The 16892-nt window shown below is 43.6% G+C and carries 15 protein-coding genes and 1 pseudogene; 8 read left to right on the top strand and 8 right to left on the bottom strand.

From position 1 onward, the window contains the following. Positions 1–119: 119 nt before the first annotated feature. Positions 120–557 (bottom strand): helix-turn-helix domain-containing protein, encoded by a 438-nt coding sequence (locus F6K63_RS20285; RefSeq protein WP_287313010.1) that lies wholly within the window; start codon positions 555–557, stop codon positions 120–122. A gap of 699 nt (positions 558–1256) precedes the next feature. On the opposite strand from F6K63_RS20285, the gene F6K63_RS20280 reads away from it, so the two are divergent. Both F6K63_RS20280 and F6K63_RS20275 read left to right on the top strand, forming a co-directional pair. Continuing rightward, positions 1257–1448: a hypothetical protein gene (locus F6K63_RS20280; protein ID WP_287313027.1), complete on the top strand. Its 192-nt coding sequence runs from the start codon at positions 1257–1259 to the stop codon at positions 1446–1448. 340 nt (positions 1449–1788) lie between these two features. After that, positions 1789–2049 (top strand): hypothetical protein, encoded by a 261-nt coding sequence (locus tag F6K63_RS20275; protein WP_287313009.1) that lies wholly within the window; start codon positions 1789–1791, stop codon positions 2047–2049. Here the strand turns inward: F6K63_RS20275 and tnpA are convergent. Beyond that, on the bottom strand, positions 2021–2488 hold the full coding sequence (gene tnpA, locus F6K63_RS20270; RefSeq protein WP_008185134.1) for an IS200/IS605 family transposase: 468 nt from the start codon (positions 2486–2488) through the stop codon (positions 2021–2023). The genes F6K63_RS20275 and tnpA overlap by 29 nt on opposite strands. 29 nt (positions 2489–2517) lie before the next feature. Between tnpA and F6K63_RS20265 the strand changes: the two genes are divergently transcribed. From F6K63_RS20265 to F6K63_RS20245, 5 genes and pseudogenes are all read left to right on the top strand, one after another. Then, on the top strand, positions 2518–3825 hold the full coding sequence (locus F6K63_RS20265; RefSeq protein ID WP_008185136.1) for an RNA-guided endonuclease InsQ/TnpB family protein: 1308 nt from the start codon (positions 2518–2520) through the stop codon (positions 3823–3825). 9 nt (positions 3826–3834) lie between these two features. Further along, positions 3835–4527 (top strand): annotated as a pseudogene (locus tag F6K63_RS20260) (DUF3179 domain-containing protein); the annotation flags it as partial. Positions 4528–4676: 149 nt separating this feature from the next. After that, positions 4677–5441 (top strand): glycosyltransferase family 2 protein, encoded by a 765-nt coding sequence (locus F6K63_RS20255; protein ID WP_287313007.1) that lies wholly within the window; start codon positions 4677–4679, stop codon positions 5439–5441. Between the two features lie 13 nt (positions 5442–5454). Further along, positions 5455–7182, top strand: a complete 1728-nt coding sequence (locus tag F6K63_RS20250) for an MptA/MptB family glycosyltransferase (RefSeq protein ID WP_287313006.1) — start codon at positions 5455–5457, stop codon at positions 7180–7182. A 396-nt stretch (positions 7183–7578) separates the two neighbouring features. Beyond that, positions 7579–8430: a DUF547 domain-containing protein gene (locus F6K63_RS20245; RefSeq protein WP_287313005.1), complete on the top strand. Its 852-nt coding sequence runs from the start codon at positions 7579–7581 to the stop codon at positions 8428–8430. Positions 8431–8625: 195 nt separating this feature from the next. Here the strand turns inward: F6K63_RS20245 and argJ are convergent, their stop codons facing one another. Continuing rightward, on the bottom strand, positions 8626–9867 hold the full coding sequence (argJ, locus tag F6K63_RS20240) for a bifunctional ornithine acetyltransferase/N-acetylglutamate synthase (RefSeq protein ID WP_287313026.1): 1242 nt from the start codon (positions 9865–9867) through the stop codon (positions 8626–8628). A gap of 314 nt (positions 9868–10181) precedes the next feature. Further along, positions 10182–11669 (bottom strand): Asp-tRNA(Asn)/Glu-tRNA(Gln) amidotransferase subunit GatB, encoded by a 1488-nt coding sequence (gene gatB, locus F6K63_RS20235; RefSeq protein WP_287313004.1) that lies wholly within the window; start codon positions 11667–11669, stop codon positions 10182–10184. Between the two features lie 697 nt (positions 11670–12366). On the opposite strand from gatB, the gene F6K63_RS20230 reads away from it, so the two are divergent. Further along, on the top strand, positions 12367–12582 hold the full coding sequence (locus F6K63_RS20230) for a hypothetical protein (RefSeq protein ID WP_008177697.1): 216 nt from the start codon (positions 12367–12369) through the stop codon (positions 12580–12582). Positions 12583–12755: 173 nt separating this feature from the next. Here the strand turns inward: F6K63_RS20230 and F6K63_RS20225 are convergent, their stop codons facing one another. The 4 genes from F6K63_RS20225 to ycf46 form a co-directional block, all read right to left on the bottom strand. Beyond that, positions 12756–13982 carry an LL-diaminopimelate aminotransferase gene (locus tag F6K63_RS20225; RefSeq protein ID WP_287313003.1) on the bottom strand — a complete coding sequence of 409 codons (1227 nt, stop codon included), beginning with the start codon at positions 13980–13982 and terminating at the stop codon, positions 12756–12758. A gap of 89 nt (positions 13983–14071) precedes the next feature. Beyond that, positions 14072–14398 (bottom strand): thioredoxin family protein, encoded by a 327-nt coding sequence (locus F6K63_RS20220; RefSeq protein ID WP_008177692.1) that lies wholly within the window; start codon positions 14396–14398, stop codon positions 14072–14074. Positions 14399–14763: 365 nt separating this feature from the next. After that, positions 14764–15117, bottom strand: a complete 354-nt coding sequence (locus F6K63_RS20215; RefSeq protein ID WP_008177691.1) for a DUF1257 domain-containing protein — start codon at positions 15115–15117, stop codon at positions 14764–14766. A 152-nt stretch (positions 15118–15269) separates the two neighbouring features. Next, positions 15270–16796 (bottom strand): stress-responsive protein Ycf46, encoded by a 1527-nt coding sequence (gene ycf46, locus F6K63_RS20210; protein WP_008177688.1) that lies wholly within the window; start codon positions 16794–16796, stop codon positions 15270–15272. Between the last annotated feature and the right edge of the window lie 96 nt (positions 16797–16892).

The following is a 16892-nucleotide window of genomic DNA, read 5'->3' as shown; positions in this document are numbered from 1 at the left end:
ATCGCACCTTTACATTTAAACCAACCTTACCCAGCGCCATAGCTTAAGCTTGGCGTCTGGTAGTTTACAACTGTTTTAAATTCCCTCAGCTTTGTTACTACTAACTGACTCTAACAAATTTAATCTAACTTATTTAACTTAATTTTCAGACGAGTGCGCACATATTTATATACTGTGGCATAGGGTATATCCATGCCACACAATCCCTTTAACCAAAGTTGCACTTCCCCATAACTACTAAATCCTTCCCCTTGTTGTAATTTAATTCGTAATTTTTCCTCTACTTCCAGGGGAATCTTTCTTGGTCTACCTGGCTTTTTTTTCTGCTCTAATAACGCTTCAATTCCACCCCGACGATATAGACTAAACCACCGTGATACCGTGGTGCGGTGGCATCCTAGTAGCATCGCTATATGCTCGATACTATTACTCGCTCCTATTTTGAGCCAATACAAAGCTTGGATTCGTTTTTTATGACTACTTTCTTTTAGAGAGGTTAGTAGTGCTTTAAGTTCTTCTGGAGATTCTTTAATTTCTAATTTAACAAGACATACCATAATAAGCGCGTTTGTATCTGGGTTGTAAACACACTTCTTGCTGGAATTGGCAAAAGGCAAGAGGGGAAAGAGATCCAGAGTTTTATTGTCTAATAAAAAAAGATCTCCTAGGTTTACATTTGATTTAGAAACGCTATAAGCGCGTTTATTGCATTTATGAGGTAAGCTTCTCAACCTCAAAGTCCCCCTTTTTAAGGGGGATTTAGGGGGATCCCTTTGTATATTATTGGAAAGATAATCGCTATATATTTTATTGCAATGAGGTAAGCTTCTCAACCTCAAAGTCCCCCTTTTTAAGGGGGATTTAGGGGGATCCCTTTGTATATCATGGGAAAGAGAAACGCTATATATTAACCTTTCTTGCCTAATTAAAGTATAGCATTATTTTGAAAAAATCCTAGACCACAGAGAAGAGGGAATAGGAAACAGAGAAGATTATCAAACAGAGACAAGGATGTTTTTGTTATAGCAGTCTAAGCAAAGCTTAGGACATATTTCTTTTACCTGCTCAAAAGTCCCTGCTCCCGACTCCCTCAAACAATTTGTTACAAAACTTTGAAAAATATGCTATAATAAAACATTTTTGTGCTATACTATAAGAGTGGGCGCTGAGACGCCCAGAGTCAAGAGCTAGCCCGGGGAGAGTCCAATACCTACGGGCTAGCTCTGGCTCCCCTATAAAAAGGAGATACTTTAATGATGACCTATTCTGAACGCCTTCATCCGTGGGTGGTCATTCGGCTGTTACCACAAATGCAACGAGTTGTTGTTGCTCGCTTCCGCAATCGATCGGATGCCGAGGGACATTTATGGGCCCTGAAACGATTGATGCCGGATGCGGAATTTATAATTGTTTTTGATGTTGGTAATCGGATCGATGAGGAATCTTAAGGGGTAAATCTCATATAGCGGTTTGGGACTTTAATCACCATTGAGTTTGATGATCGATTTGAAAATGGTCTAGCTATCAATCCTTAATCCAATTCTCAGATATCACTCACCTTGGTTTCATGTTACCCCCTCACCCTAAGGTTAGGGATTCCAGGCACAGCTTCTGATGCTGGGGTTGGGCAGTTGCGTAGGGTGCCAGGTGCGTAGGGTGCGTTAGGGGCGGACTAATTCTGATTTTTCCTATCCTAGCCAGCCTTGGGATAGTCCGTCCCGTAACGCACCACCCACAGGCTCGCACTCATTAGGTTTGCAGTGACATCTAGGCAGGGAAAGCACGATTATGAATAAATTACTTAAAATAGCCCTCAGCACTACTTCCTTAGTCGGGCTGTGTTTGATGGCACTAGTCGTACAAGCCGGGAGCTGGGATAATTTCAAACTCCGTTACTTCCATCTCACTGCCTATCTCCACAACCAAGACCAAGAAATCACTGACCTCCAAAAACAAAACCTTAATCTAGCCAAATCCACTCGCATTAATTTAACGGAACTCCTCAATGGTGGTCCCCCAACTAAACGGGCAAGGGGTCTCCCGTTATAATCTTTGATTTAACGGGAGGGGAATTGCCCGACGGGGTATTTTGGTTTTGAACATAACTTTTCAATTGTTCTATTGTTACTCCGCCACAGGAAGCTACAAAATACGAACCTGTCCAGAAAGCCCGTTTGTCACCGTAAAACTTCTCGAGGTGTTCTGGAAACTCCTGACGTATCAGACGACTGGTAACGGTTTTGATGTTTGCGATCAGTTTTACAGGTGCAACCTTTGGGTTTAAATCAACTAGCAGGTGAATATGGTCTGTTTCTCCGTTGAACTCAATCAAATTGCACTCCCATTTCACGCAAGTATCAGCACAGATTTGATTGAGTCTGGTCAATACCTCGTCCGTAATGGTTTTTCGTCTGTATTTAGTGACTAATACAATATGCACAGTAAGTCTATAGACAGACCTATTTTGTTTGGTATAGTTGCCTTTCATGAGATGACGATAAGTGGTAAAATAAAATCATGATACTTACATACTGCTACCGAATCAAACCAAGTCACGAACAGATAGCCATCATGGATAGATGGCTAGAACTGTTGCGCCGTCACTGGAACTATGCTCTAGGGCAAAGGCTTGATTGGCTCAACAGGACTCGTTCACCGGTTGATCGATGTAGCGTTAGTTATGAGCCGATTGGTGAAATTCCTCACCCGGTCAACTACTACACCCAGCAATCTGCTCTCAAGGAAACTAAGCGGTTGTTCCCTGAGTACAAACAAATTTACGCAGAGACGCAACAGGTTAACCTACAGCGGCTTAACAAAGCCTGGGAGAAATGGCGAAAACCAGACGCCAGTGGTAAGCGTGGCGGAAGACCTCGCTTCAAAAAGCCCGGAGATCTCCGGTCATTTGTATTCCCCAGGGTTAACAATACCAAAGCGGGAGCACACCTAGTTGACGGTGTTTTAAAACTAAGTCGAATTGGGTCAATACCTGTGGTAATGCATCGGCCATTACCTGTTAGCGAAGCTTGCCCGAAGGGCGTGGGTTTTGTACTCAAGCAATGCACTATCGTCAAAAAAGCTGATGGTTGGTATTGTTGTATTTCGATGAAAGATGATACCGTACCTGAACTGCTACCTGTAGATTCAGTCAATTCTGCCGTTGGTATTGATGTTGGCCTGGAGAAATTCTTGACGACATCTGACGGCGAAGCAGTGCCTATCCCGCAGTTTTACAGAAAAGCTCAGGACAAACTTGCTCAAGCTCAAAAAGTAATGTCGCGCCGCGTCAAGGGTTCTAAAAACTGGAAAAAAGCTAAACATAAAGTAGCTTTGATGCACCTTCATTTAAGCCGTTGCCGAAAAGAATTTCATTATCAGGTTGCTCATTGGCTGTGCAGTAAGTATGACTTAATTGCTCACGAAAATTTAAATATCAAAGGACTCGCTAGAACTAATTTAGCAAAATCAATACATGATGCGGCCTGGGGAGCATTCTTGGAAATATTGCAAGCAGTGGCGGTTAAACGCGGTTTGTTAGTTCAGGAAGTTAACCCACGTGGCACAAGTATCGAGTGTTTTAGTTGTGGTTCTAGGGTCGAAAAAACTTTAAGTGATCGCATTCATTATTGTTCTAGTTGTAAAGTTAAAATTGACCGCGACTGGAACAGTGGTATCAACATTTTAAATCGTGGACTATTGGCGGTTGGACTGCCGCTTAATGGCTGTGGTAAATCGGTACAGGATATCGTTCGCGTAGCGTCGGCATCCGCCGAGGAGCAGCAAGTCTCATTCGTGAGGTTGAGAAGCCCACATCATAATCTTTGATTTGATGTGGGAGTAGTCACAGCCTATCCTTTCGGGGTCATGAATTGGCATGAATTGGTGAATGACACAGTAGGTGGAGTTAATGTTAGTGTATCCTATTGTCCCCTTTGTGATACTATAGTTGCCTTTAATCGCAGCAATACAACCTACGGTGTTACAGGCAAACTTTATCAAAGTTGCCTAGTAATGTATGACCGTGCCGATGATACCCTTTACTCTCAACCTTGGGGGATGGGTATTATTGGTGCTAAAGTCAATCGTAATCTTAAAACAATTCCCGCTATCAAAACTACTCTTGGCGCTTGGTTAAGCAAGTATCCCAATAGTAAAATTCTATCCACTGATACAGGTCATAACCGGGATTACTTCAGTTATCCCTATGGTAGTTACTATACCGATAAGCGAATTATTTTCCCAGTCAGAAATCAACAACGACTTACCCTCCATCCCAAAGCTATTGTTAGCTATGTGTGGGAAGCGGATCAACAAACCCCTAAAAACCAATTTTCTGGGGCTAGCTATCAATTTGTCCATGACCAATTAAAAAAAGTGGGCGAAAAAGTTGTAGAATTCAATGGTCGTCCAATTAGAGCACGTTGGGATAGCCAACTCCAAACTGTATTAGTAGAAGAATTCGACGGCACTCCCATCCCCAGTTCTACTGCTTTTGCCTTTGTGTATGCAGCTTACTTTGGCAAATAATCTTACAGACCAGATAATTCCCCCAATTGAAAACTACATTGCTAGCAAAAATCCCGATATATTTGATTAACTCTTGCCTCTTGCCTCTTGCCTCTTGCCTTTCCTTTACCAATTCTGTTCACCACTAAAATAGAAATGCTGGATAACTCATGACTAATAACCACAATATCTTAGTAATTATCCCTGTTCTCAATGAAGAAACCACTATCACTGGAGTAATTAAGTCTCTTCAATCCTATAATTTGAACAATATTCGGGTAGTCGATAATGGCAGCACCGACAACAGTATTATTAAAGCAAAAGAAGCCGGTGCAGAGGTAATCTGTGAGCCTATTCCTGGTTACGGTCGAGCCTGTTGGCGAGGATTGCAGCAACTAGACCGAGATATTAATTGGATATTATTCTGTGATGGTGATGGCAGTGATGACTTAAGTTATTTACCCCAGTTTCTAGCTGCTAAGCATAAGTATGACCTAATTTTAGGTAACCGCCGCGCCACAGTAGATGGACGTAAGGCGATGACCCCAGTGCAAAATTTTGGCAACTGGCTGGCTACCTTCCTGATCGGTTGGGGTTGGGGACACTGGTATCAGGATTTAGGACCATTGCGCCTAATTCGCCGTTCAGCTTTGGATGAAATCCAAATGCAAGATAGAGGGTTTGGTTGGACAGTAGAAATGCAAGCCCGTGCGATTGAATGTAGTTTGCGAATCTGTGAAATTCCTGTTGGTTACCGTCGCCGACAAGGGGGACGCTCGAAAATATCTGGTACCCTTTCTGGTAGTGTCCAAGCAGGAACAATAATTTTGATGACTTTAGGTCGTCTATATCTACGTCGCCTTAAGCTTAGCCACGCAGATGGGACAATTGCTAGAAGTGTTGAAAAGGGAATAGGGAATTTCCATCAATCCTAGTTTCACATCTCAAATGAAAACGCTATATATATGGCTTAGTTCTCTACTCCTGTTGTTAGGTTGTATCTTGATTGTACCTCATGGAGATTTCCGAGAGGTGGGAGCTGTGCCTAGATTTTGGTTAGGGATCAGTGTGATCAGCTTAGGTTTTCTGTTGTCTTGGGGATTAAGCGTATATACTAGATATCCTGCGAAAGTTGGTAACAGCAAACTTGGGATTTCCCAACAAGCAAAAAGAATTAACAACAGAATTAACAACAACAGTATCAAGACCAGACTTTGGCAAGGAGTCTACAAAGGATTTACTAAGAGGATATCTGAAAAGTTTTTTGATACTGAATTTCGCTCCCCTAGCCCCCCAAATTTGGGGGGGACTAGAATCCAATTTGATGGCAAAAGTCCCCCAAAATTGGGGGATTTAGGGGGCTTTAATGTAGCAAATGAGACTTCTCAGACAACCTCTAAATCTCTTAGTATAAAGTACTTACGAAAACTCAAAACTCAGCACTCAGGACTAAATTTTTGGAGTACTACTATCCTCAGCAGGCTGCTACTGCTACCAATGTATCCTGGAGATGATGTATGGCGCTATCTATGGGAAGGGTATATTCAAACCTTAGGGTTTAGTCCATACCATTTGCCACCTAATGCTACTGAACTGATTCCCTACCATACGGAATGGTGGTCACTAATCAATCATCCTACTGTTTCTGCTATCTATCCACCAGTAGCGCAATTAGGTTTTCGGATGTTAGCGCTGATTGACCTTAAGGTTTGGTTATTCAAAATTGCATTTATCTTAGCTGACTTATTAATCTGTTGGTTACTCAGTCGTCGATTTGGTTATCACCAGGCAATTTTCTATGCCTGGAATCCTTTGGTGATTTACTCCTTTGCTGGTGGTGCTCATTACGACAGTTGGTTTGTTTTCCCCCTAGTTGCAGCTTGGTTAGTCTTTGACCGAAAAACAGAGAGTTTAAGGCAGACAGAAATAACAGAAATAGAGGAAAAGTTGGAGATTGGAACAGTAGCAGAAAAATCCTCATTTCCTAACCCATTGATGTCTTCATCGGATCACTCCCTGACCTGGTGGCACTGGATTGCTTCGGCTTTGCTGGTAGGAATTAGTATGGCAGTGAAGTGGATGTCTTTGCCAATTTTAGGGTTTCTGACCTGGCAAGCTTTCCGAAAAGTAGGGGTAAAACTAGCAATAGTAGTGCTATTGTGCGGTTTCTTACCTTTTGGCATCACTGCTCTCCAATTTTGCTCTAGTGGAGAATGTCCTTTGATTCCTACTGGATCAGTGTTTGTGTCCCATGGTCGCAGTGCGGAATTGATTCCTTATATTGTTAGCGAATATTGGGAACCCTCTCGCTGGGTTAATTGGATTTATGCTTTTCCCCTAGGGTTAACGGTAAGTTGGCTAATTTTGCGATCGCGCAATTTTCAACAATTCACCGAATGGTACTTTTTTTCCCTGCTAATCCTATCTCCGATTATCCATGCTTGGTACTTCACTTGGATAATTCCTTTTGCTGTTCCTTATCGGAATCTGGGAGTACGTTTAGTCAGTATCTCTGCTTTTATTTACTTTGTACTTCAGCATCGCATGGCTTTAGGTAACTACAGCTGGTATCTAACTCCTCAGGAGCGATGGTGTTTATGGTTACCCTTTGTTTTGGGTTGGTTGTGGACCCATTACCGCAATCCTAATGTTGCTCTCAACCAAAACTCAGATTGATTAGCTTTAATCAAAATTGCCTAGGTCAAGGTAAGCTATCAGCTATCAGCTATCAGCTATCAGCTATCAGCTATCAGCTATCAGCTATCAGCTATCAGCTATCAGCTATCAGCTATCAGCTATCAGCTATCAGCTATCAGCGATTAGCGCTACGCGCACGCTTCTTGAGGTGCTATCAGCTTTTGAATAAAACAGGTAAGCATTGCTTTAATCTGAGTTACATCTTTTGAATAAAACAGGTAAGCATTGCTTTAATCTCTGTTACATTAGCTGACGGCTGTTCGCGTAGCGTGGCCAAAGGCCAACGGCTGACGGCTGACGGCTGTTCGCGCAGCGTGCGCGTAGCGCATATGCTTACATATCAAGCATCTTATCGGCTAAATCATCTGAATTACTATGAATACATCCAAGAGATTACTAACCCTAGTTCCAACCCTGATTATTCTGACAAGTTGTACACTTTCCGTACCGATAAATCAAGCACCAGCAAAAGATTCTCAAGTACAAGTAAATAGAGGCACTGATAGAAATCTATTGAATTATGACGACTATGCTACTGTCCTAAAAAACCATGTCAACAATAAAGCGCTAGTTAATTACCAAGAATTGCAGAAAAATCCAGAGCAGCTGGAGACGTTTAATGCCTCCTTAGGTGCTGTTGATCCTAGCACCTATCAGTCTTGGGATGAAGCAGAAAAGATTGCTTTCTTGATAAATGCTTACAACTCCTTTACTCTAGAATCAATTATTGATCAAAACCCGCTCAAAAAGAGTATTCGGGATATTAAAGGAGTCTGGAAAGGACGCCAATTCAACATTGCTGGAGACTCTAAAACCTTAGATAATATCGAACACAAGACACTGCGAACGCAATTCAACGAGCCCCGAATTCATATGGCTTTAGTTTGCGCCGCTATCAGTTGTCCTCCCTTAAGAAATGAACCATATACTGGGGAAAAACTCGATCAGCAACTGGATGACCAGACACAGAAATTTCTAGTTAGTCCCCATGGCTTTCGTATTGACCGTCAAGAAGGTAGCGTATATCTTTCTTCCATCTTTAAGTGGTTTGGGGAAGATTGGAAAGAAACCTATGGTGTCGATGACAAATTTACTGGTAACGCCAATCAACGGGCGGTGTTAAACTTTATCAGTGACTACCTTAGTCCAGAAGATCAGAAGTATCTTGAGCAGGGGAATTACAAGATCAAATATCTGAACTATGATTGGTCTTTGAATAAGCAATAACTAATTAACCATAAATAACCACTAACACTAACCAATTAACCATAACTAGGTTGATTAATTGATTATTATAGGGATCCGTGTAGGAATTATGATAATTTTTGTTCCCTGTTCCCTGTTCCCTGTTCCCTGTTCCCTTTGCTATCAGGATTTGTTATGGTTTCTTATTGTTCAAGGCGTCTTTGGCAACAAGGCTAATCAAGTGGTATATTCGGCATTAATCCTGACATAGTCATAACTCAAATCACAACCCCAAGCCTGACCAACACCAGGACCATTTCCCACATTAACCTGAATTAAAACCGTATCTTCTTTAAGATAAGCACCAACAGCAGCCTGCTTGAGATAATCACTAGCCTGTTGACGGTCAAAGCCTAAGGGTTGACCATTTTCCATCAGCAACACATCCCCTAACTGAATCCGCAGGTTTTCTTGCTCAAACGGTACTCCTGCACGGCCAGCGGCTGCGGCAATTCTGCCCCAGTTTGGGTCTCGTCCAAAGATGGCAGACTTCACCAAGGATGACCCAACAATCGTCTTAGCAATTTGACGAGCCCCTTTATCATCCGGTGCGCCAGTGACTTGGACTTCAATCAAACAGGTTGCCCCTTCTCCATCCCGTGCGATCGCTTTTGCCAAATGCTGACATACTGCTGTCAGCATCCCCTCCAACTTCTGAGCTGCTGGTCCCATTTCTGTAATTGCTGATGTTCGGGACTGACCATTAGCCAAGGCAATTAGAGTGTCATTGGTGCTGGTATCCCCATCTACCGTAATTTGATTAAAACTTTTATCCGCTGCCCGCTGTAACATCTCTTGCCACAGGGAAGTAGAAACTGCAGCATCACAAGTTACAAATGCTAGCATAGTCGCCATGTTGGGATGAATCATACCAGATCCCTTAGCCATACCACCAATCCTGACCGGACGGTCATCAATCATGGTTTCCATAGCAATGGATTTAGTGACTAAATCCGTGGTAATAATCGCTTGAGCTGCTGCATCGGAACCAGTTTCGGATGCTTGTGCTACCAATTGGGGAATTCCTGACAATAGAGCATCCATCTTGATACGTTGACCAATCACCCCTGTCGATGCCAACAAAATCGAATTAGGAGAAACATTGAGTGCTTCACCCAAAGCTTTAGCACTAGCTAGAGCATCCTGCCAACCCTGCTCACCCGTTGCTGCATTGGCTTGTCCAGCATTACACAAAATAGCACGAGCACTAGCTTTAGCTTGTAAGCGTTGACGGCAATAATCTACACAAGCAGCCCGGACATGACTGGTGGTGAACACCCCAGCTGCGATCGCATCCACCTCTGATAATATCAACCCTAAGTCTGGCTGACCCGAAGGTTTTAAACCTGCGGTAATGCCTGCTGCCTGATAGCCCCTGGGAGCTGTTATCCCACCACTAATCTCTTGCCAGTCCGACATGATTCCTCCATTTAAACCATAATTCATGCCCAATCCGGGATTATACCAAGTCTTCTGGACTTACGCACCAAGGGTATTGATCTGTAGCTTGATGTGTAGCCGTAATTTCCAGAATTGCTATAAAATCTCAAAACTTTACAAAAAAACAAAAAAAGGGGTTACACCCCTCATACAAAATAGTGTATATTTTGATATGTAGATGCACCCTGATGATCGGGAGGGTCACGACAGTGACTCTCCTTTTCTTTGTTATTTGTTATTTGTTATTGGTCATTAGTGATTGGTGATCAGCAACACCTGGCAAGCCCGTTACCTCAATCACCCTTGAGCTTCTTGCCCAAAATTTGGTTAGTCAGCTTAGGATCAGCTCGTCCGCTAGTTTTCTTCATCACCTGTCCCACAAAGAAACCTTGCAGCTTGGTCTTACCATTGCGATACTGTTCGAGTTTCTTAGGATTGGCAGCCAGTACCTCATCAATAATGGTTGAGAGTTGATCCGGGTCAGAGATCTTAATCAAACCCTTACGTTCCACCAGTTCCCTAGCAGAACCACCTTGAGACAGTAATTCTGGCAAAATCTCCTTGGCAATCTTACCACTAATGGTGTCATCATCAATCAAGTTAATCAGTTCTGCCAGAGTATTGGGTTTCAGAGCAATCTCTGTAATAGCCAGTTTCTCAGTCTTAAGATAAGCAGCAATATCTCCCATTACCCAGTTTGCGGCTTGTTTGGGATTAGCATTAGCAGCAACAGTTGTTTCAAAATACTCTGCCACTTGACGATCATCCGTCAACACCCGGGCATCATAGGCAGAAAGTCCCAGTTCACTTTCATAACGATGCCGCTTCTGGGCAGGAAGTTCTGCTAGCTCACTGCGCCATTGCTCTAATTGTTCCGTTGACACTTCAATCGGTGGTAAGTCAGGTTCAGGAAAATAGCGGTAATCGCTAGATCCTTCCTTAGTCCGCATACTAATGGTGCGTTGACTACCCTCTTCCCAAAGGCGAGTTTCTTGAATAATCGATTTTCCAGCTTCCACAGCTGCGATTTGCCGGTCAATTTCGTACTCAATCGCCTTCTGGATAGCATTGAAGGAGTTCATATTTTTGATTTCAACTTTGGTGCCAAACTCCTTTTGACCCACAGGACGTACAGAGATATTGACATCACAACGCAGGGACCCTTCTTGCATGTTGCCATCACTGACACCGATGTAGCGTACAATCCGACGCAGCTCTTGAGCGTATTCTGCTGCCTCTTGACCAGAGCGCAGATCCGGTTCTGATACTATTTCAATCAGGGGTACCCCAGCACGGTTGAAATCTACTAGGGAGTAGGTAGAACCAGCCAGTCGGTCACTACCAGCATGAACCAGTTTCCCCGCATCTTCCTCCATGTGTAGGCGAGTGATGCCAATCGTTTTACGGATAGGATTACCGTCATCATCGGACACTTCAATTTCCAGTGAGCCATGCTCAGCAATGGGCAAGTCGTATTGGGAAATCTGGTAGTTTTTGGGTAGGTCAGGATAAAAATACTGTTTCCGGTCAAATTTGCTGTAGGGGGCAATCTGGCAATTGAGTGCTAAACCCGCTTTGACAGCATACTCTAGTACCTTTTGATTCAGAACCGGTAACACTCCTGGCATCCCCATACAAATTGGGTCAATATTGGTATTAGGGGTAGCACCAAATTTTGTGGAAGAGTTAGAAAAAATTTTGGTTTCGGTACTAAGCTGACAATGGGTTTCTAAACCAATGATTGCTTCGTATTGAGTTTTAGCTGGTGCAGCAGTAGTCATTGGATGTTATGATTAAAGGTTAACTTTATTGATGGAGCTTAGGGCATTTTTTGTCCAGTCTTCCCATTAATGTACACTATTTCATTAGCTACAGCGTCAATCATTGCAATTACTGGCAGGATTCAAGTTAACAATTTTTAGGTAACTTTTTATGTTTCCAGCTTGGTAATTGTTCGACCTTTTTACATACCATTATTATAGCAAATGTGTCTTACGCTATAATGTCGTAAGTGTAATGTTAAAGGGCTTTTTTTAACTAAATACTTACGTTTAATGGCTAGGCTAGCTGATGAAAATTAGAGACTGTTTATAAAGTAAATCTTAAGACAGCGATTACTTGGTGAATATTGGTGGGTTACGGCGGACAGCTCTGTTAATAGGTGAGCTTTTCTCTTGGTGCGCGTTCACCCTTGTCGGGAAACCCGACCGGGGTCGCACCGCAATCAGCTCATCATCTTTCCCTTTTGTGATCAGGAGTCTGGATATATCACAGAATCATCCTAATGTCCAGATCACGTGGCTATGTTTTAGTCAGCCATTTTAGATTAATGTGACTAAAGATTCGACAGAAAACAAAGGTCTTTCATAAGCTAGGCGATGGACGCGCGTCCCGCTTTCAGCGAACGCATATCAGCCTGTGATCGCCTTTCATCAAGCAATCATCCAGTGATCTTATTAGGTCAAATCAGGGGTAAGCATGACTAATCGACAAATCCCACTAACAGAAGACTACACTCGCCCTTGGGCTCTTATGCGTCTACTGCCTAAATGCCAAAGGTACACAGTTGCTAGGTTCTTTAATCGTCAGGATGCTGATAACCATCTCCGATTTTTGGATCGGTATATGCCAGAAGCAAAGTTTGAAGTAGTTTTCGATCTGCCTATCAATGAGGATACTAATCAGGTGCTGTAACACGTTAACAATAAATAACATCGGGCAATAACATAGGGTGTAGGTAAACCTATGGTTTTCAAGGGCCGCCCCATAGCTGATTAGGGTTTAACCTACTAAAAACTCATTCTGAGCTGTTGCTCCTAATACCTTGCCCTAACCCTTAACATTAAATTCGACAGGGTATTAGGTACCTATTGATGAGATTGCAAAAATCCTGAAATTCTCTCCACTGCTCTTTCCAAAACTTCTGGTTCCTGTACTAAGGCAAAACGCACATAGCCTTCACCAGCCTTGCCAAAACCAGCTCCTGGAGCAGCAGCCACCCCAGTGGCTTCTACCAAGCTAGTACAAAATTTCACTGAGTTCCCTGCCCAAGGTTCTGGCAATTTTGCCCAGACATACATAGTGGCTAGTGGCACTGGCACTGACCAACCAATGCGGTTTAAAGCATGGACAAAGGTATCCCGCCGCTGTTGATAGGTGGTGACTATCGGTTTAATAATGTCTTGAGAACCATTCAACGCTGCGATCGCACCATTGAGAATCCCCCTGTATTGGTTAAAGTCAATGGCCGCTTTTACCTGCCGCAACGCTCGAATCAATTGAGCATTACCGATAGCATAGCCAATCCGGAAGCCTCCCATATTGTAAGACTTGGAAAAGCTAAAAAACTCAATCGATACAGTTTTATCTGGGTCTGCTTGCAAAACCGAGGGAGCAACAGAGGTGGGATTTAGGGTTTCTGGGATTTTCCCAATCTGCTCCCCATTGCCTCTGGTATCTTCAAAAACGATATCAACGTAGGGAAAATCGTGAACTAATACCAGGTTATGGCACTGACAAAACGCCACTGCTTCCTGAAAAAAAGACAAGGATGCGATCGCAGTAGTGGGATTATGGGGATAACTCAACACCATCATCCGTGCTTGAGCTAGCACTGCCTGGGGGATATCCTCAAATACAGGCAAAAAATTGTTTTCTGGCAATAGGGGCATGGGATAAATCTGACCACTGGCTAGGTGGACACCACCGGCATGGGAAGGATAGCCTGGGTCTTGTAGCAGAGCAAAATCCCCTGGATTAAGCACAGCTAAAGGTAAATGAGCTGTGCCTTCCTGAGAACCAATCAGTTGTAGCACCTCAGTTTCTGGGTCAACCGGAATACCGAATTTTTTAGTATACCAGCTAGCTGCTGCCTGACGAAAAGCTTTAGTACCATGAAACAGCAAGTAACCGTGAGTGCTGGGATCATACAACGAAGCTTCAATCGCAGCACACACATGCTTGGGAGCTGGTAAATCGGAAGACCCTAATGATAGGTCAATGATTTCTTTCCCAGCAGCTGCCAACGCTTTTGCCTGATCCATATCGGCAAATACATTTGCTTGCAGGGGTTGTAAACGTTGGGCAAACTGCATTTTAATCTTTAGTCTTTTTCTTTTGTCTATTCATGCACGAGTCTTTCCCATCGGTTGCGCTGGCATTCCTCCCATTGCCCCTTACTTCCCTAATTTAAATTCTCATCCAGCATAGTCTGCAATTTAGCTTTGCTAATTGCTCCTTCATGGGATTTGGCTAGCTCACCATTTTTAAACAGTCTTAGAGCAGGGACACCCTCTACCTTGCACTTGGCAACGGCATCTTTATTTTGGTCTACTTCCATCTTAATGACTTTTAAGCGATCGCTATAATTTTCCGCAACCCAGTTTATTGATGAGGATACTAAGCGGCATGGTCCACACCAAGTTGCCCAAAAGTATACCAGTACTGGCTTCTCGGCTTTTAAAACTTCGGCTTCAAACTCTTGATCTTCGATTGTAATCACATTACTCACAACGGTATCCCCTCAAAATACTAGATTAGACTGCATTGACACAATCTATATATTAATTGCTTGAACTTTCCCCCAGCTCAAGCATGGGGGATTATCAACAATTGTTACGAGATGGGCGTAGAGCCGCATCTGGACAGGTTGAGTATAGGATATTTTACTATGACTGAAAACATCATACCGTTTGCATAATATTAAAACTTCCTTGAAAAAGAAGTTTTAATCAAGCCGTCGGAGTTGTCAGCCTTTATGCTTTATCGGCTTTTATAAAATCGAAATTTATACAATTGCACAAAAATTTGCACAAAAAAACGGGTTAACCCGCTATACAATTGGTCAACCCGTGAGCTTGGGAACGCCTAAATGGACTACTTTTGTAGCACCAACTTAACGTTGGCATTGTTTAGGCCACGCTGCTTGACTTCTGCCAAGGTCTTGTTAACGGCATACTTCTGGTTGATGGAGTTGATCAACTCGGTTTGGTTGTGCTTCTTCGCCACACCCCAAAGGTCACCAATCAGGTCAAAGGTGCCATCACTGTTGCGAGACCAACCTAGATCATATTCGCCTTCGAGAACGGCAACCAAGTCAGCGCGAACTCGTTGACCATTGTAGCCGCGAACATCAGCTTCTGTCTTAACATTGATTCCCAGGTCACACAGGGAAGTCTTCAGGATTTCGGCATCGGTGATTTTAGTGCGCAGAGTGCTAAAGTGAGACATGTGGATTTCCTCCAGAAAAGGTATCAGAGAAAGGACAACGTAGCGTTTTACTTTTATGGCTAGCCGCCCTCAACAATTACAAGCGGCTACTTATCAAACTGCTAGCAATTTTTTGCTAGCCTTTACTCCTGTTGGGAGCAGGAGAAAGCCTGTTAGAACTCCATACGCTGATATTCAGCTACGGAGGATGCAGCAGGTCGCGCGCGTTGCCTAGCCCAGTCCCTCAGGGCTGCAACCTGCTCTGTCATCGTGCGCGATAGAGGCTGAGTTGATTTAATCGCGGCAATAATATCCAGTTGAGTAAACTCCCGGTCTTGAGCAAATGCCTCGTACATCGCTGCCACCAGGGCTTGTTCAATCTCAGCCCCAGAAAAACCTTCAGAAACCTTAGCTAACTGTTCAATGTCAAAGCGGTCAATATCTCCACGCCGCTTTTTCAGGTGAATTTCAAAGATTTGCTGGCGTTCTTGGGTGTTGGGTAAATCAACAAAAAATATCTCATCAAAACGACCTTTGCGCAGGAATTCTCCTGGTAGGCGCTCCACTCGGTTGGCTGTCGCCATCACAAAAACTGGTGAGGTTTTTTCTTGCATCCAGGTCAGGAAAGAACCAAAGATTCGACTTGAAGTACCCCCATCAGAGTCAGAAGAACCACTGCTACCAGCAAACGACTTATCAAGCTCATCTATGAAGAGAATAGCTGGAGAGATTGATTCTGCCGTCTTCAAAGCATTGCGCAGGTTGGCTTCCGAGCGCCCTACCATCGAGCCATCGTATACCCGCCCCATATCCAGGCGCAATAGTGGCAGACCCCATAAACGAGACGTAGTTTTGGCAATCAGAGATTTACCACAGCCAGGAACCCCTAGAATCAACATTCCCTTCGGTTGAGGCAAACCATATTCTCTCGCCCTCTCTGTAAAGGCATTAGAGCGCTGCTTTAGCCAACGCTTCAGTTCCTCTAACCCTCCTATAGAATCGAGGGTTTCATCTTCTTCGATATACTCTAGGATACCGTTGCGGCGGATGATCTGCTTCTTCTCGGATAGAACAATATCGACTTCAGCTTCGGTGAGACGACCAGCTTTAACGTAGGCTTTGCGATAAACCTTCTCTGCTTCATCCCGGGTCAAGCCTAATGCTGCTTTGAGCAGCTTTTCCCTAGTTTCTGTAGTAGTTCGACGAGTTTTGCTCTGATCCAGTTGGTGGGATAGGACTTGGTTAAGTTCCTTAAGGTTTGGTAGGGGAAAGTCAAGCACGACCACTTCCTTTTCCAACTCAATAGGAATCTGCTGCACCGGGGACATTACGATGATAGACTTTTTAAGAGACTTCTTAGCTTCCTCCCTAAAGCTTGCCATCGCATCCCGCAACCATCGGGTAGTTGCTGGTGCATCGATAAAGGGATGTAAGTCCTTAAAGATGTATATACCAGGTTCTTTTTGTTGAATTACCCACTGAACTGCTGCCTCAGGAGAGACCGTATTGTGCTGAGTGGTGTGGCGCGATTGACCATACTCAACAATCCCGTGAGTGACGGTCCAAACAAAGACTCGTTGCTGTTGAGACTTCCTTTGAGCAATCATTGCTATTGCCCTCTCTGCCCGCTCCTCCTCGGGAGTCACGAGGTAGATTAGAGGATATTGAGCTTGAATGAGAACGTTTATCTCTTCTTGCATAACTCTACCTAATATTAGAGACGGCTTACAACTGCCCAAACATCTTCAACTGAACCACTGAGCTAACTAAGTCTGCTCTGGGAGTAGATTAATTTG

This window comes from Moorena sp. SIO1G6 (assembly GCF_010672795.1).
GTDB lineage: Bacteria > Cyanobacteriota > Cyanobacteriia > Cyanobacteriales > Coleofasciculaceae > Moorena > Moorena producens.
Note: the sequence above shows the minus strand (reverse complement) of the source record. Positions and strands in the feature narration are given on the sequence as shown.

Excerpts from the sequence above, each read along its gene's own strand:
- F6K63_RS20285 (WP_287313010.1), bottom strand. The coding sequence starts at position 557 with ATGGTATGTCTTGTTAAATTAGAAATTAAAGAATCTCCAGAAGAACTT.
- F6K63_RS20280 (WP_287313027.1), top strand. The coding sequence starts at position 1,257 with ATGACCTATTCTGAACGCCTTCATCCGTGGGTGGTCATTCGGCTGTTA.
- F6K63_RS20275 (WP_287313009.1), top strand. The coding sequence starts at position 1,789 with ATGAATAAATTACTTAAAATAGCCCTCAGCACTACTTCCTTAGTCGGG.
- tnpA (WP_008185134.1), bottom strand. The coding sequence starts at position 2,488 with ATGAAAGGCAACTATACCAAACAAAATAGGTCTGTCTATAGACTTACT.
- F6K63_RS20265 (WP_008185136.1), top strand. The coding sequence starts at position 2,518 with ATGATACTTACATACTGCTACCGAATCAAACCAAGTCACGAACAGATA.
- F6K63_RS20255 (WP_287313007.1), top strand. The coding sequence starts at position 4,677 with ATGACTAATAACCACAATATCTTAGTAATTATCCCTGTTCTCAATGAA.
- F6K63_RS20250 (WP_287313006.1), top strand. The coding sequence starts at position 5,455 with ATGAAAACGCTATATATATGGCTTAGTTCTCTACTCCTGTTGTTAGGT.
- F6K63_RS20245 (WP_287313005.1), top strand. The coding sequence starts at position 7,579 with ATGAATACATCCAAGAGATTACTAACCCTAGTTCCAACCCTGATTATT.
- argJ (WP_287313026.1), bottom strand. The coding sequence starts at position 9,867 with ATGTCGGACTGGCAAGAGATTAGTGGTGGGATAACAGCTCCCAGGGGC.
- gatB (WP_287313004.1), bottom strand. The coding sequence starts at position 11,669 with ATGACTACTGCTGCACCAGCTAAAACTCAATACGAAGCAATCATTGGT.
- F6K63_RS20230 (WP_008177697.1), top strand. The coding sequence starts at position 12,367 with ATGACTAATCGACAAATCCCACTAACAGAAGACTACACTCGCCCTTGG.
- F6K63_RS20225 (WP_287313003.1), bottom strand. The coding sequence starts at position 13,982 with ATGCAGTTTGCCCAACGTTTACAACCCCTGCAAGCAAATGTATTTGCC.
- F6K63_RS20215 (WP_008177691.1), bottom strand. The coding sequence starts at position 15,117 with ATGTCTCACTTTAGCACTCTGCGCACTAAAATCACCGATGCCGAAATC.
- ycf46 (WP_008177688.1), bottom strand. The coding sequence starts at position 16,796 with ATGCAAGAAGAGATAAACGTTCTCATTCAAGCTCAATATCCTCTAATC.